Origin of the sequence: Salimicrobium flavidum (assembly GCF_900156645.1) — a bacterium.
Taxonomy (GTDB): Bacteria; Bacillota; Bacilli; order Bacillales; family Halobacillaceae; genus Salimicrobium; species Salimicrobium flavidum.
This window is the reverse complement of record NZ_FTOC01000002.1, coordinates 93,286-109,383: the sequence shown is the minus strand read 5'-3', so window position 1 is coordinate 109,383 and position 16,098 is coordinate 93,286. Positions and strand designations below refer to the sequence as shown.

Below are 16,098 nucleotides of genomic sequence, written 5' to 3'. Positions count from 1 at the left end.
GGGATTTCATGGCTTTTGTCATCACATCACCATGTGAACAGGAAAAATCCGGAGAATGCGTAGACGTCTGTCCGGTTGATTGTATAGAAGAAGGAAAAGACATGTTTTATATCGACCCGGAGATCTGCATCGACTGCGGAGCTTGTGAAGCAGTCTGTCCGGTAGAGGCTATCTATTATGAAGAGGATCTGATTGAGGACGATGAACCCTACCTTGAAAAGGCCAAACAGTTTTTCAATCAGGCATAAAAAAAAGGTGCTCCCGTAGAAGGGGGCACCTATTTTAATGCATCAATTACTTCATCTCGTGTATTTTCCCAGAGCTCACTATGCTCTTCCTTCAAATAATCCATGAGAATTTTCTTCGATTTGTCGTCCATATGCTCGACAAGAACTTTGCCTTTCAATGATTTATCCAGGTTATTGACGTGTTCAGGCATAGACTTGTAGCCAGGCTTGATTCTCCGGTCTTCCGTGGAGACCTGCAATTCACAGGCACCGATACCATAAATGTATGGGCCTTCCTGACCTACCTGAGTGGCTACCCAGACAATCCAGTAAAGATTCGGTTCCACCAGCGGTTCTTTATCCGGCTTGAAGCGGACTTTCTTCTCAATCTTACTCCGTGCGTGAAGGGCTTCCATCTCGATATAAGCTTTATTCTCCTGTGGATCGACGATGACGGGCGAAATATTATCAAGATTGATCATTCCGACACCATAGCTACCGTCCCCGCCTGTAGAGTCACCACTTAATATATTGAATTGGTTCTTTTTTTCCTCTGCCATAGGAAAACCTCCCTGATCTCGTTCTGTTTCTTATATTATATCTTAGTCAGGGACTGAACAAAAGTGAAGCCACATACGAGGCTCAGAAGAAATATAAACAGGTCGCCTCCGACTTAGGGAAGCGACCTGTTCTATCCTATTCAAAGGGAGAGTGGGGTGTGAAGAAAAGACCTCTATTTCTTATCCTCAGTATAGCCCCTCCGAGCTGTATCTCAAAACTGCCATTATAATGAACAGAGACCATTTAGGTAGTGTGAAAAGTGTCTTTCTCTTTCTTACACTCCAACATACACAATTTTATGAACATATGCATATTATTCAACTATCCCTTTCAACCGATACGTCTCCAACTCTTTTTCTATAAACTTCAATAAGCTCGTCTTCTGCTGCAGTTCGATGACGTTCTTCGCTTTCTCCCAATAATCCAATCCTTCCTCTTCATTCCCGAGAAGTAAATGATTCCTGCCGAGCTGGTAATGGAACTCAGCAAACAGAAACATATCTTCTTCATGTATACATAGTATCCGGCCTTTTTCGCAATAATCGATCGACTGTTCATGTTCCTCGAGATCCGTATGCACTTTAGATAAATTGTAATATATTTTTCTTACGATCCTCTCTTTACGGAGAGAAGCCATCCGATCAAGAACCTGAAGCGCCTTTTCAAAATAATACACCGCTTCGTTCAGTTCTCCTTCATTTCTTTTGATGATACCTACGCTATTCAACACGTTCATATCAAGCTCGGTGATCAATAAATCGAGATCACTATTCGACAGACATTGAAGAAAAAGAGTCACGGCTTCATCCGCCTTATTGTATAAATGATATACGACCATGCCCTTATGCCATTTCAAATATCTCTTCCGATTCCCTTTTTGCAGAAGAGGATTGCCCGCTTCCTGATCGACGATTTCCTCGATGAACTTGTAGTCACGGTCCCGTCTGGCTTTCTCGAGGAGCTCCTTGACCTCCCGGAAATAATCTTCCCGGTCCATGGACGCCTCATCAAGAAAATAATTGATATCTACACCGAATTTTTTTGAAATCGTCCACAGCATCTGATAAGAAGGTTCATTAAGCCCTCGCTCAACCCGACTGATTTCTGACTGGGAACACACGTCTTTCGCCAAAAATATCTGGGACATCCCCACCTGTTTGCGTAACTGACGAATTTTTTCCCCCGTATGTTCATACATAAAGAATCCCTCTTCCTTCTTATGCAAAAATGCATAATTTCATTAAAAAATAAAGAATTACCCACTACGTGGACGTAGGAAGATACGGAAGCTCTATTACTCCCCTGAACACGATTTCCTATTATCACTATACCGTACTATAATCATATGTAAAAGAGGTGATGATATACGTGTCCAAAAAGCTATTAGCTATTGGTGTAACCCTGCTGCTAGTTTTGGGTCCAGCAAGTATGGTAAATGCGAAAGAGACCACGTATGAAATTTCAGACAAACCTGTAATTCAGGCTGATTTCCCCGATCAGCACTAATGTCAAATCACCAGCAGATTCAAGCCATCCACTTCTCCCCGGAAGTGGGTGGTTCTTTTTTCCTTCAAATCTCCCTCGTTCTTTTGTCACTACACCGTCACAATATACCCCATTAGGTATATTGTTTTTGTGAAGATCACCTATTATAATAAAGTTATAAACCAAATTGTGAATAAATTCACATTTAACAGAATAAGGAGTGAAATTTATGGGGAAAAAAATCGTAATTGTCGGAGGAGTCGCCGGTGGTGCCACTGCCGCTGCCAGGTTGCGTCGTCTGAATGAAGAGGACGAAATTATAGTACTCGAAAAAGGGGAATATATTTCCTTTGCGAACTGTGGACTCCCCTATTACATCGGAGGGGTCATCACTAACAGGGATGCCCTTCTCGTGCAGACCGTCGAAGGAATGAGCAAGAAATTCAACCTCGACATCCGTAATCTTAGTGAAGCGACATCCATCAATCGGGAAGAGAAAACGATAACTGTCACTAAGGTCGATACAGGTGAAACCTACGAAGAAGCCTATGATTACGCAATACTTTCTCCCGGAGCGCGTCCGATTGTTCCCCCGTTTGACGGACTCGAAGAAGCGGAAAACGTCTTCACACTGCGCAACATCCCCGATACAGACCAGATCAAGACTTGGGTTGATGAACAGAAACCCCACCACGCCGTCGTTATCGGAGGAGGATTCATAGGAATCGAAATGGCCGAGAACCTTGCCGAGCGAGGTATCAAAGTAAAGCTGGTGGAATTATCTGATCAGGTGATGGGGCCCGTCGACAAAGAGATGGCCGGGTATCTGCATCAGGAACTGAGGGACAAAAGAGTGGAATTGATTTTCCAGGATGGAGTGGAGGCTTTCCTTGACCGCGGGAAAAAAGTCCAATTGGATAGCGGCAAAGAACTCGTCAGCGATATAACCATTATGGCTATCGGTGTACGCCCGGAAAGCGAATTGGCACGTGAATCCGGTCTTGAGCTCGGCGAACGGGGTGGAATCGTTGTCGACAAGTCTCTCAAAACAAGTGATGATGCCATTTATGCCCTCGGAGATGCAGTAGAAGTGAAAGACTATATTCAGCAAACACCTGTCATGGTACCTCTCGCCTGGCCGGCAAACCGTCAGGGACGTCTCGTCGCCGATCATATCAATGGAAAGAACGTCGCATACACAGGCACGCTTGGTACTTCTGTAGCACGAGTGTTTGGCCTTACTGTAGCCGCTACAGGCAATAATGAAAAAACCCTCCGACGACTCGGTGTGACTTATGAAGCAGTGCACGTCCATCCGGCTTCAAACGCTACGTACTACCCTGGGGGTTCCCCTATTGCAATGAAGCTGATATTCGACCCGGAAAACGGAAACATCTTCGGCGCTCAGGCAGTCGGTAGGAACGGTGTAGAAAAACGGATCGACGTTATCGCCACAGCAATCAAAGGTAAACTCACAGTAGAAGACCTCCCGGATTTGGAGCTTTCTTACGCACCTCCCTATTCATCAGCGAAAGACCCGGTTAACGTCGCCGGTTATGCCGCTATGAATATCATCGAAGGGGCAGCGGAAGTCGTCCATTTTCATGAAATTGATGAAATCGTCCGCGAAGGAGGCACTCTGATCGATGTCCGGGAAGCGGAAGAATACGAAGCAGGTAATATCAAAGGGGCACAGAATATACCGCTAGGCGAATTGCGAGGACGTCTCGAAGAATTGCCGAAGAACAAACCGATCCACGTCCACTGTCAGGTAGGTCTGAGAGGTTATCTTGCTACCCGAATCCTTAATAATAACGGTTTCCGTGCCATTAACTTGAGTGGTGGTTATAAAACATATACTATTTCCCGGGAAATGTGAAAAGCATGAAATTTCATACTTGAACCCCTTAAAAACCTGTCATCCGTGTTTAGGCGGTATGACGGGTTTTTGCTGGATAAATCGTCTCGTCCCTTTTTTCATTTTCATTCATCGCCTTCTCAAGACGGCTTGTCAAGTTTGTCAGGGAATCCATCCGCCCCCTCATATCTCTAAGATATGTGAACTGTTTTCCGGAAGCCTCCATCACTTTTTTGTTCTGGTTTATCGCTTCTTTTGTGAACAAAAACAGCTCATCAAAGGTATCCGTGAGAACTCCTGCAGTTACTAACAGCTGCTGACACGATACACTGACTCCATTGGTGCGTTCCTTGACATCCATAGACCGAGCCGAGAGTTCTTCAAATGACTCGGCTACTGAATCCAACCTGTCTCTGCTGTTCGAAACTTGTTGCAGAGCGCGCGCCGAACTTTCGTCCGTAGCACTGACGTTTGACTCTATCGCCTTCACAATTCCAAGAATCCGTTTTGTCGCTGCTTCCGACTGGACAGAAAGCTTTCTTACTTCCTGAGCAACAACACTGAAGCCTTTCCCGTGTTCACCGGCACGTGCGGCCTCGATCGATGCATTCAAAGCTAAGAGATTGGTACTTTCACTGATCGAGGAGATTTCTTCCGTTATGCTACCAATTTCTTTGGAGTGCATATTCAACTGATGTACTATTTCTCTCATATCTTCCATACTTCCGTCTGTCTCTTTCATAGCTTCCGTAACCTCACGCAGCGAATCTTTCGCTTTAGAAGTGGTGTGGTCCATTACATCGGCTGAGTTTGCGACTGCTTTCATACTTAGAGTTATTTCCTCGATGGCCGTCTTTATTTCTGCAAGATGTCCGGCATTCAGGTCAGCTTTTTCCATCTGATGCTCCGCGTTTTTATTTCTCTTTTCCAAAAGGAGATCTACGTGATTATAAGCTTCTTCACTGGATAAAGAAGCGCGATCGATTCCAGAAGCTGTAGACGTTATCATACCGGCAACCTCTTTCATCTGTTGGAACATATCTTCCAGTTCTTCTTCCTGGCGCTTGTTCTCTTTCTCAAGTTCTTTGACATGTTTGTTCTTCACTGTAATCTGGTAAGCTGTCCCCACACTTGTCAATACAAGATAAAACGCATGTAACCCGAACATGAACCATGTATACGAAGCATTTCCATACAGAAGATCCGTCCCAAGAAACATGGCTCCTATATGAACAAAGGCAAAAATACCAGTCATTATCGAAATGATTTCAATACGATCATAAAAAGAGATCAAAGCAACAACAAGAAATATGGAGAAATGATACACCACCATACCTTCTCCGTTCACAATCATGGCAAGGCTGATAAAAGTGAATAACACACTCATCAGCCAGGGCAAAGCCGGGTGCTCACGATTCCTGCGATACAACCACACCCCTACCCCTAACAAAACGATGGGTACTGAAGTAAGCAGATAAAGATAAGGAAGGTACGTTTCATACCCTGCTTCGCCCCAATTCATAGGCATTACACGATGAAGTACGTGGATAAATAAAGTTAATACGACTCCTGTAGCTGAAAAAAGAATCATCGTCCTGTTTTTTGATTGAATCATGATAAGAGCCCCCTGAAGTATGAGATAAATGTATATACCTTTATACCCCCCGCCGCAAAAAATAAACGTTTTTATAAGAATGATTACCTATAACTTTTTTCACTCTACCCGTCTTATAAATGAAACTAAAAACTTGGCTATGTTAGCGTTTATTGTTGATTTTCGAACGAAGAGTGGAGACGCCTGCCTAGAATGGCATGAACGGAAAATCAGCCGAATCGATCCTAGAGAGATTCGGGAAGCCCGCGTCATGCCCGCGCAAGCTTCCACCCACAGAGAAGAAAATCAAAACCCGGCTTTAAGAGAGCCAAAAACTTAAAAAGCATAAAAAAAGTCCGCCCTGAATCAGGCGGACGCTTTCACTGCAATCAGTTGTATAACATGGCCGAGGCCAGTGTGTCTGCTTCCTTCCACACGTTCTGCTTCCCCGTAATAGAAGTGGAGAATTTTATCTTCACGGAACCACTGCAACATATCCTCAGGACGATACATCGCTTCCGTATCCGGGGGTCCTCCTGTCTTATAAGCAAGCTGATCCTCCGAATACACTTCCAACAGGATTGCGCCTCCCGGTTTCACTGAGGCACGGATATTATCCATCAGATACTGCTGGTCTTCTTTCGGAACGTGCCCGAAAACCATAACCGCTCCGTCATATACTTCTTCACCGACCGGGTCTTTTGTGAGATCCATCTGGACCCCTTCTACATAGACTTCCTGTTCCTCAGCCAGCCGATTCATTTTATCGATACCGACCTCAGACTGTTCATAAGCAGTTACCGGGTGGCCTTCCTTAGCAAGGAAAACGGCGTTTCGACCTTCACCTTCTGCGAAACAACCGATATGCCCACCTTCTTCGATGTAATCATAATGATCTCTTATGAATTCATTAACATCTTTCCCATAGATGAATTCTTTTTCATTGAATCGTTGATCCCATTCTGTCATTGTGCATTCCTCCTCCATCACACCTTACCACGCATAATAAGGAGTGAACGAGTGATTTGATCGTCAAACTGCATTTTGTATTTTTTCATAGAGAGAGGGATGTTTGTGAAACAGCCGGAACACTGCTCCCCAAAGAATCATCAATACAAAAAACAGACTTCCGAGAATGAGGAAAATCTCTCCCGGAGCGATACTACCGGTGAAATCGAACATAGCTTCCCTCATCCCTTTGATACTATACGTCATCGGAGAAAACTCGTGCAAGGCCTGGAATAGAGAATTCGATAATTCAATAGGGAACGTTCCGGCACTTGTACCGATCTGGAATACGAGAAACAATACAGCAAGGAAACGTCCGATATTACCAAGGGACGATACGAGAAGCGTTACCCCCATCATGAACACTAGGGAGGTGATGACCGTCATACCATAGAACATCCATGTATTTCCGACTTCCACATGCATGAAGACATCGAGTACAAAAGCGGCGATAACTGCCTGCATGACTGCCTGAAACAGTACAACACTCAGTTTTCCTGTCCATCCTTTCCTCCCGTAACGAAGGGTATCATTCGTCCGGTAAAATACATGAAAAGCGATAGCCCCGATGAATAGACTGATACTCAAAATGTAAGGAGTGAATCCGGAACCGTAATTATCGACTTCCGTCATCGCTTCTTCATTGATGGAAACCGGATTTAGGAACTGGGAGGTGTTCCCTTCCCCCATATTCAGCGAGCCTGCTTCTTCGAGTGCTGTCCCTTGCGCTTCTTTCAATTGATGGATGCCTTCTTCCAGTTCTGTAATCGCTGCATTCAGTTCTCCGGCTTCAGCACCTGCAGAAGGAACCGTGCCCTGTAGACTGGCTGCAAGTCCGGCACTCGCCTCTTCGAGCTGGGTCAGCTGCTCCTCCATAGATGCGAGCTTTTCCTCGTTTTGAGCGTATCCTTCTCTCATATCTGTAATCACTGCTGTCCATGCCTCGGTATAGGAGCCCTGCAATTCCTCGGACACTTCTTCTGTCACCTGGTCACTCCCGCGTCCGGCGATGATTTCTCCGGTCATACTATATCCGGGGTTGGTCTCATAAGTAATCTGCGGCTCCACCGGCTCTTCCTCAAAAACCGTCACAGCATTAGAAGAAAATGAAGCCGGAATGGTGACCACGAGGAAATAATCCCCGTTTTTCAGACCGGACTGGGCTTTGTCCTCTGAGACGAAGTGCCAGTCGAACTTGTCGTTCTCCCGCAAATTTTGGACTGTATCAGCTCCTACCGATACCTCTTCCCCTTCGAACGTGGCAGGTTCATCTTCATTAACTACCGCTACCGGCAATTCTTCCGTGTTGCCGTAAGGATCCCACATAGACCCTACGAACACCGACGTGTAAATAATCGGAATACACTGGATGATAAAAAGAACGACCAACATTTTCGGTTTTGTTAATAGTTGCTTCCATTCCTGCTTCATCGTTTATCCTCTTCTTCCTCAAAGCGCTTCCGTATGCGCTGTAATTTTTCATGGAATGCTTCCATCTCCCTCTCTGTGAACACATCTGCGAAAAGATCCCGCCAGTGGGAGACGTTGACCGTTTCTATGCGAGCCACGACTTCATGACCTTTTTCCGTTACCTCTACGTACTTACTCTTATGGTCGGGTCCCTCCCTATACTCGAGATATCCTCCTTCGGCCAATTTTTTCACCTTGTTGGAGACCCCGGTTTTGTGCACACCTAGAATTTGGGCGATATCTTTCAGCGTCGTATCCGGGTGACCATCAATGACCTTGATCAATTGCGTCTGTTCTCTGGAAAAATGTTTAAGTTCTTCATCGTCTCTCAGGGAGCGGGCCACCTGCTCCGATCCGTGCAAATAAATATCATAGACAGATTCGTATACCTGTCGAATCAGTTCTTCCTTCATCATTTCTCACCTCGTCAGTATATGGGTTAAACTAAATGTCAGTTTACCCCTTAAACTGACAGAGGTCAAGAAAAAAAGAACCGCAATTTCTGCGGTTCTTCCCTTTCTTCACTTATGATTCTTTTCAAATTCGTTCATGAAATCCACGAGCGTTTGAACGCCTTCTTTCGGCATCGCATTATAAATACTTGCGCGCATACCACCCACAGAACGGTGTCCCTTCAACGTCTCAAGCCCACGTTGTTTCGCACCTTCAAGAAACGCGGCATCCGTCTCTTCAGAAGGGCTGACGAACGGTATATTCATGAGAGAACGGCTTTTCTTTTCAACCGGAGATGTGAACAGCCCGGATTCTTCGATCGTTAGATAAAGAAGTTCCGCCTTATCTCTATTCACACGTTCCATTTCTTTAAGGCCACCGCTTTCCTTAATGTATTCGAAGACGAGCTTCGCCATATAGACCGCGAAAGTCGGCGGCGTATTATAAAGTGACCCTGCATCGCTGTGCGTTTTATAATTAAGCATCGCAGGTACGTCTTCCCCCGCATGCCCGATCAGATCTTCGCGGATAATGACTACCGTCAGCCCCGCCGGTCCGATATTCTTCTGAGCACCGGCGTAGATGATTCCGAATTTCGATACATCGATCTCTTCCGACAGAATGTTCGAGGACATATCGGCTACGAGCGGTACATCACCGGTGTCCGGCATATGGCGAAACGCTGTACCTTCGATCGTGTTATTCGTGGTAATATGAACATACGAGGCTTCCGGGTCGATCATATCTTTGCTCACTTCCGGGATGTATGTAAAATTCTTATCCGCAGAAGATGCAATCACATTCACATCGGCAAATCGCTCCGCTTCTTTCATCGCTTTCTTCGACCAGGAACCGGTATTCACATAATCCGCTTTTTTGTCTGGCCCGAGCAGATTCATCGGTACCATCGCGAACTGCTGACTTGCTCCGCCCTGAAGGAAAAGGACTTTATAGTTATCAGGGATTTGCATCAAATCGCGAAGTCCCTGCTCCGCTCCTTCGATGATATCCGTGAACAATTTGGAACGGTGGCTCAGTTCCATCACAGACATCCCTGAACCTTTGTAATTCGTCAGTTCCTTCTGCGCCTGTTCCAGAACGGGAAGCGGGAGCATAGACGGACCGGCTGAAAAGTTGAAAATTCTCTCCATTAAAAATCTACCTTCTTTCTAAAAAGTCTGACATTCATTGATATGAATGCATTATAAGGGATACACTTATTCATAGCAACATAAACTACCCGCAGGAGGAGATGCAGATGAACAGTACGGACAAGATCAAAAAACGGTATGATCGGGTATCCGGCGTTTTCGACATGATGGATCATATGATCAAAGACGAATGGAGGAAGGATTTGCTGAAAGATCTAAACGGCACTGTACTCGAAATAGGGATCGGAACCGGGGCGAACCTTCCTTACTATCCGGCCTCTGCTGAAGTTACAGGCATCGACTTCAGCACAAAGATGTTGGAAAAAGCCAAAGAGAAAGCTGCTTCTCTTCCCGGTTCCTTCACTTTGAAGGAAATGGATGCTGAGAAACTCGAATTCCCCGATGACTCTTTTGATTACGTCATCTCCACCTGTGTCTTCTGTTCCGTCCCCGACCCTGTCCGCGGCCTCCAGGAGATAAGGCGGGTCGTTAAACCTGAGGGAAAAGTGCTGATGCTTGAACATATGCGGAGTGAGACGGAGTGGGTCGGCAAAATGATGGATGTTTTGAATCCTGTCGGACTTCACGTCATAGGAGCCAATATCAACCGCAGAACGATGCAGAACATCCAAAAAGCCGGGCTTAGGGTGGAGGATCAGGAATTTCTTTTTTCCACCATCATGAGAAAGCTCGTCCTCACTCCAGATCATAATTGAGCCCCCCACAAAAGACCAGCACATTAACGAGGGGAACTATATTTTCCTCTTCCGTCAACGACTAACAAAACTTGTCTGTTGCGTGGTAAAATGAATTCACCAGATCAGAAGGAGTAATTGTTATGTCACTGTACAACCACTTTGAACAGATGCCGGACTCACCCGAAGGTCTGGCTGATTATATAGCGGATGAACTTGGATGTCCGGTCACGATCGAGGATGCCAACCATCGTATCGTTTCCTACAGCAGTCACGAAACGAACGTGGATGATGCGAGGACAGCTACGATTATGCGTAGAAAAGTGCCGGAGCACGTAGTGAACGGGCTGTGGCAGGCAAAAGTCATGTCCGAGCTATTCGAAAGTTCTTCCCCTGTCTTTGTTTCTCCGATTCCGACTATCGGCCTCGGAAACCGAATCGCTATATCGGTATGGAAAAACAAAGAGGTCCTTGGATTTATATGGGCGCAGACAGACGGAGTGGAAGTCAGTCAACAACAGCTTGATAAACTGAAAGAAGCTTCTTCGCTTGCCTCCAGCCATCTACTGAAGCAACGGGACAGAAGACGTAAAAAAGAAGAGGACGTGCAGGAATTCATGTGGCAGTTGTTTCACGGCGCTTTGGACAACGATACAGAAATCGAGAAGAGAGCCCGTCGTCTCAACCTCTCACTGGAAGGGGATTTGTGCGTCACGATCCTTGAATTCACAGAAGGCATCAGTCCTTCCATAGAACGACATGCTTCCTACCTGACGGAAACGCTGCAGCAGACAAGAATTGCAGGCCGCATGTTTGATGACAATTTCCTTTTGCTCCTTGTACAAACGAATGAAAACGTCGATGCGGCCTCCGTCTCTAAGGGTCTTCTTCATGATTTCACCCATAAACTGAGGGAACGCACCGGCATCAGTGCAGTAAACACGGCGTACGGAAAAGTGTGTCAAAATCCGAAAGACCTTCATATCAGCTACCGACAGGCTCAGAAAACTTTGGAGCTGAAAGCTCAGTATCCAGACGCCCTGGCGCACGCGGAGAGCTTCCAGGACCTCGGTGTGTACCAGTTTCTTCACGAAATCGCAGCCATGTACGAAAAGGAAAGTTTCCGGAATGAAACCATCGAATCCATCAAAGCGTATGACCGGATGCATAACACAAATCTGCTGGACTCCCTCCGCACTTTCCTTAGACACAACAGCAACACCTATCAGGCAGCCGGCCACCTGCATATCCATGCCAACACACTGCTCTACCGGCTGAAACGTATCAAAGAAATAACCGGCCTGGATCTCAACGATGCCAATCAGAAAACAAAGCTTTTCATCGACCTGATGATTTGAAGACAGCTTCAGCTTTCTTTTGAGCACTTCTACGACGTTTGTGTAATCACACAAACAAACAACCTGATTTTTTCTCCATTTTCTAAATGATTATGCGCTTACATCGGGTATACTAAAGATATATGGAAAAGGAAGAAAGGTGGTTAGTCCCTATGATTGTCGGAGTACCCAAGGAAATAAAAAATAATGAAAATCGTGTAGCTATTACACCGGCAGGAGTCGTTCATCTGCGAAAATCCGGGCATACTGTCCTCGTGGAAAATGAGGCGGGGCTCGGGTCGAGCTTCACGGATGAAGAATACAGAGAAGCGGGAGCGGAGATGATCGATAACGCCCCTCAAGTATGGAAGCAGGCGGAGATGATCATGAAAGTCAAAGAGCCGCTCCCTTCAGAATATAAATACTTCAGAGAAGACCTTATTCTCTTCACCTATCTTCATCTGGCAGCGGAGCCTGAACTCACCCAGGCACTGATCGACAACAAAGTGACAGCAATCGCTTACGAAACGGTCACCTCCCGCGGAAAACTTCCCCTGCTCACGCCTATGAGTGAAGTTGCAGGACGGATGGCCACTCAGATCGGAGCCCAGTACCTGGAGAAATCCTACGGTGGAAAAGGCGTACTTCTCGGAGGCATTCCGGGCGTTTCCCGCGGAAATGTCGTCGTCATCGGCGGCGGAGTCGTAGGTACGAATGCTGCAAAAATCGCCATCGGACTCGGAGCTCATGTGACGATCCTCGACCTCAACTCGGAAAGGCTACGGGAGCTCGATGATCAGTTCGGTGGAGACATCCAGACCCTGATGTCGAATCCTATGAATATTTCAGAGGTCGTGAAGAATGCAGACCTTGTTATCGGCGCTGTACTCATCCCCGGGGCCAAAGCACCGAAAATCGTAACCGAAGACATGGTGAAATCGATGAATGAAGGATCTGTGATCGTCGATGTCGCTATCGACCAGGGAGGTAATTTTGAAACGGTCGACCATATTACGACCCACGATGACCCTATTTATGAAAAGCATGGCGTCCTCCATTATGCCGTCGCCAACATCCCGGGGGCTGTGCCACGGACAGCAACCATCGGCCTGACGAACGTAACAATGCCATATGCAGTCGAAATCGCCAACAAAGGTGTGAGCCAGGCCGTCAAGGAAAGCCATTCGATTGAAGAAGGGATCAATACGGCAAAAGGACATTTGACTTATGAAGCGGTAGCCCGTGATCTAGGTTATAAATTCACTCCTGTACCCGAAGCACTTCAATCATAAAATTCGAAAAAAAGTCCTGAACATCTGTATTACAGACATGTTCAGGACTTTTTTAAAAGGCTCTAGTAAGTTGGTTTTATATCAAAGGGTGGAGACGCCTGCGGAACTGGCATGAACGGAAAATCAGCCGAATCGATTTCAGAGAGATTCGGGTAGCCCGCGTCATGCTTGCACCCGTAGAGATAAAAATCAACAACTATAACAGACCCATTTTTCAAACCTCATTTAAGTCGTTTCATAATCTCCTGGATCTGTTCGAAATATCCGGAGGCCTCATCGAAATGAGACGTGACGACCTTCACGAAGAGGAGGTCGATCATATGTAACTGGGCGATTCGTGAAGACGTCGCTCCACTCCGGAAAGGCGCGGGGATCTCCCGCGAAGCGGAAATAAACAGAGGGACATCCGCAAAAGACGACACTGAATTCTGACCGTACCTCGTGATACTGATGGTCGTCGCACCTCTTTTCTTCGCTTCTTCCATCACCAGAGCCGTTTCTTTCGTCTCCCCTGAAAAAGAGATGCCTACTAATACATCCCCTTCTTCGATGTTCGCGATATTCATCACCGCGTTATGGAAATCCGTGAACGCCGAAGTCGCGATGTTCATACGGAGGAATTTCTGCTGGGCATCCTGAGCGATGATTCCGGAAGCTCCGACGCCGAAGAAATGAAGACGTTTTGCGTTCACAATAGCCTCCCCCGCTTCCTGAAGCCCCTCAAAATCAACAAGCTCCGTCGTCTCCCGAATCGCCTGGATGTTATTGATGGACACTTTATCTACGATGGCGTCCGTTTCCTCACCGGGCTGGATATCCCGGTAAGAGGAACTTACGTCTTTCTGCAGGTCCCCGGAAATACGGAGTTTCAGCTCCTGAAGCCCTTTCAGCCCCAGAGATTTACACAACCTCATTACAGCCGCGCCACTCGTATGACTCAGTTCTCCCAGTTGAGCCGCTGTACAGTGAATCGCTTCATGCGGGTGTTCAAGAATAAATACAGCTATCTTTTTTTCAGACGGAGGAAGACTGTCTTTCATTTCTGAAAGCATCACCAGGCCGCCGGTCAGAGATTTTTTCACCGTTTTCCACCTATCCTTTGATGGCTCCTTCTGTCATCCCTTTCACAATTCTGCGTTGGAAAATAGCATACAGGATAATCACCGGTACGATAGCGATGACAAGACTCGCAAACAGTGTCCCCCAGGAGTTCGTATACTGGGTTTCATTACTGATATAGTCGATGGCCAGCGCCAGCGTATAATTATTTTCCGATTGCAGGAAGATAAGGGCCATAAAATACTCGTTCCAAAACTGTATCATATTCATGATCGTAACTGTAATGATACCCGTCATCGACAGTGGTGTGATTATTTTCCATAAAATCTTGTACGGGCTCATGCCGTCGATGGCCGCTGCTTCCTCCAAAGATTTCGGTATCGTAGCCATAAAGCTCGTCAGAACGAAAATGCTGAATGGAAGCTGACTGACAGCATAGACGATGGCCAGACCGAAAATATTATCGAGCAGATTCAACTGCATCAAAAGGAAAAACAAAGGGATCCAGCCGAGCACCATAGGAATCATCATCGCTGAAATGTAAAGCGTGAATAATAAACGGTTACCACGGAAGCGCAGACGCTCCAGTGCATAAGCCGTAGGAATCGCCATGACGAGGGTCAGTAACGCCCCCACCCCTGTAACGATCAAACTGTTGAACACGCTGATATCAATATTATAATTGGACCATGCATCAAAGAAATTCCCGAAACTGAACGTGTCAGGAAGCCCCCACGGGTTCGAATAAATCTCCGCGTTCGATTTGAAAGCTCCGAGAATCATCCATAAAATCGGATAAAGAACCGCCAGCGACCATAAAACGAGAGGAATCCTGACGCCGATTTTTGTCCAAAACCCCTGTTTTCTTTTCATCTCGTCATTCCTCCTCTTAGTATTCCACTTTTTCCCGTCTCATAAAGTACTGCATGATGAGCACCGTAATCAGAGACAATACCAGAATCATAACGCCAATCGTGGCTCCGTAACCGAAATTGTATTTCACAAACGCTTCTTCATACAGGTACGAACCCATCACGTGCGTCGCATTGTTAGGTCCACCCTTGGTCATAACCTGAACGATGATAAATGAACCGTTCAATGTGGTGATGATGATATAAAGAATGGAAATCTTCATCTGCGGCCACACAAGCGGCAGCGTGATCTTCCAAAATTGTTGCCATCCGTTCGCTCCATCTATTTCAGCAGCTTCATAATAACTCTTGGATATGTTCGAAATCCCGCCCATGAGCATAAGCATAAACAGGCCGATTCCAGCCCATACGGACGGTAGCACCAAGCTTGGAAGGGCCCATCTTTCGCTACCGAGCCAGGACCTCGTCCACCCCTCAAGACCTAAAAATTCAAGCCCGGAGTTTACGAGACCGAGACTAGGGTTATAAATGAACATCCATAGTATACCGATAACGACGACAGACATGATATTCGGAAAAAAGAACACGATTCTGTAAAACGGGGCTTCTTTGATCCTCATCTGGGTCAGGGCTACGGCAAAAAATGTGGAAAGAATCATGATACCGATGATTTTTGTAATGACCAGAAAGTAGTCATGCCATATCGTGGCAGGGATGATGTCATCATTGAATAATTTCCTGTAGTTCTCAAGCCCGATGAATTCCGCTGCCGAAGAAGATCCTGACCATTGAAACAAAGAATAGTAGAGGCCATTAACCAGAGGATATAAGGTGAATATTGCAAACATCAGGAACGTCGGCACAAGGCAGAAAGCCATGAATAAGTACCGCTGCTTTTTTGACTGGACCATACTCTCCCCCTCATTTCTGAAAAACTTATTAGGAACGTATAGATGATAAGAGGTGCACAGAAGCACTGATTACTCCCCGGCGTCTCCTGCCCACCTTTGATCACCCTGTAGTAGTGAAACCTTAC

15 protein-coding genes are annotated in these 16,098 nt (G+C 46.2%); 5 read left to right on the top strand and 10 right to left on the bottom strand.

Annotation, left to right across the window (positions count from 1 at the left end; translation table 11 throughout):
* The first annotated feature begins 8 nt into the window (after window positions 1-8).
* Window positions 9-248, top strand: coding sequence for an indolepyruvate ferredoxin oxidoreductase subunit alpha (locus tag BW944_RS03820; RefSeq protein ID WP_076557028.1), 240 nt, complete (start codon window positions 9-11; stop codon window positions 246-248).
* Window positions 249-277: 29 nt separating this feature from the next.
* Here BW944_RS03820 and BW944_RS03815 read toward each other — a convergent pair whose 3' ends face one another.
* Together BW944_RS03815 and BW944_RS03810 are read right to left on the bottom strand one after the other, a co-directional pair.
* Window positions 278-787, bottom strand: coding sequence for a YwhD family protein (locus tag BW944_RS03815; protein ID WP_076557027.1), 510 nt, complete (start codon window positions 785-787; stop codon window positions 278-280).
* Between the two features lie 314 nt (window positions 788-1,101).
* Window positions 1,102-1,986, bottom strand: a complete 885-nt coding sequence (locus BW944_RS03810) for a helix-turn-helix domain-containing protein (RefSeq protein WP_076557026.1) — start codon at window positions 1,984-1,986, stop codon at window positions 1,102-1,104.
* Between the two features lie 516 nt (window positions 1,987-2,502).
* Here BW944_RS03810 and BW944_RS03805 point away from each other — a divergent pair.
* On the top strand, window positions 2,503-4,152 hold the full coding sequence (locus BW944_RS03805; RefSeq protein ID WP_076557025.1) for an FAD-dependent oxidoreductase: 1,650 nt from the start codon (window positions 2,503-2,505) through the stop codon (window positions 4,150-4,152).
* Window positions 4,153-4,201: 49 nt separating this feature from the next.
* On the opposite strand, the gene BW944_RS03800 is transcribed toward BW944_RS03805, so the two are convergent.
* From BW944_RS03800 to serC, 5 genes are all read right to left on the bottom strand, one after another.
* The gene (locus BW944_RS03800) at window positions 4,202-5,746 is read right to left on the bottom strand and encodes a methyl-accepting chemotaxis protein (RefSeq protein ID WP_076557024.1); all 1,545 of its coding nucleotides are present in this window, start codon (window positions 5,744-5,746) and stop codon (window positions 4,202-4,204) included.
* A 345-nt stretch (window positions 5,747-6,091) separates the two neighbouring features.
* Window positions 6,092-6,694: a class I SAM-dependent methyltransferase gene (locus BW944_RS03790; protein WP_076557022.1), complete on the bottom strand. Its 603-nt coding sequence runs from the start codon at window positions 6,692-6,694 to the stop codon at window positions 6,092-6,094.
* A gap of 63 nt (window positions 6,695-6,757) precedes the next feature.
* Window positions 6,758-8,164 (bottom strand): YhgE/Pip domain-containing protein, encoded by a 1,407-nt coding sequence (locus BW944_RS03785; protein ID WP_076557021.1) that lies wholly within the window; start codon window positions 8,162-8,164, stop codon window positions 6,758-6,760.
* On the bottom strand, window positions 8,161-8,616 hold the full coding sequence (locus BW944_RS03780; protein ID WP_076557020.1) for a MarR family winged helix-turn-helix transcriptional regulator: 456 nt from the start codon (window positions 8,614-8,616) through the stop codon (window positions 8,161-8,163). Before BW944_RS03780 ends, BW944_RS03785 begins: the two co-directional genes overlap by 4 nt.
* A gap of 108 nt (window positions 8,617-8,724) precedes the next feature.
* Complete coding sequence (serC, locus tag BW944_RS03775; RefSeq protein WP_076557019.1) at window positions 8,725-9,807, bottom strand: 3-phosphoserine/phosphohydroxythreonine transaminase; 1,083 nt, start codon at window positions 9,805-9,807, stop codon at window positions 8,725-8,727.
* Between the two features lie 107 nt (window positions 9,808-9,914).
* Here serC and BW944_RS03770 point away from each other — a divergent pair, with 107 nt between their 5' ends.
* From BW944_RS03770 to ald, 3 genes are all read left to right on the top strand, one after another.
* Window positions 9,915-10,523, top strand: coding sequence for a class I SAM-dependent methyltransferase (locus BW944_RS03770; RefSeq protein WP_076557018.1), 609 nt, complete (start codon window positions 9,915-9,917; stop codon window positions 10,521-10,523).
* Between the two features lie 122 nt (window positions 10,524-10,645).
* The gene (locus BW944_RS03765) at window positions 10,646-11,860 is read left to right on the top strand and encodes a PucR family transcriptional regulator (protein ID WP_076557017.1); all 1,215 of its coding nucleotides are present in this window, start codon (window positions 10,646-10,648) and stop codon (window positions 11,858-11,860) included.
* 152 nt (window positions 11,861-12,012) lie between these two features.
* Window positions 12,013-13,131: an alanine dehydrogenase gene (gene ald / locus BW944_RS03760; protein WP_076557016.1), complete on the top strand. Its 1,119-nt coding sequence runs from the start codon at window positions 12,013-12,015 to the stop codon at window positions 13,129-13,131.
* Window positions 13,132-13,352: 221 nt separating this feature from the next.
* On the opposite strand, the gene BW944_RS03755 is transcribed toward ald, so the two are convergent.
* The 3 genes from BW944_RS03755 to BW944_RS03745 are packed head-to-tail and all read right to left on the bottom strand — an operon-like array spanning window position 13,353 to window position 15,973.
* On the bottom strand, window positions 13,353-14,213 hold the full coding sequence (locus BW944_RS03755) for a MurR/RpiR family transcriptional regulator (protein WP_084193606.1): 861 nt from the start codon (window positions 14,211-14,213) through the stop codon (window positions 13,353-13,355).
* Window positions 14,214-14,223: 10 nt separating this feature from the next.
* Entirely contained in the window at window positions 14,224-15,063 is an 840-nt protein-coding gene (locus tag BW944_RS03750) for a carbohydrate ABC transporter permease (RefSeq protein ID WP_076557015.1), read from the bottom strand.
* 16 nt (window positions 15,064-15,079) lie between these two features.
* A complete protein-coding gene (locus BW944_RS03745; protein ID WP_076557014.1) occupies window positions 15,080-15,973 on the bottom strand; it encodes a carbohydrate ABC transporter permease in 894 nt (297 codons plus the stop codon).
* Window positions 15,974-16,098 lie beyond the last annotated feature (125 nt).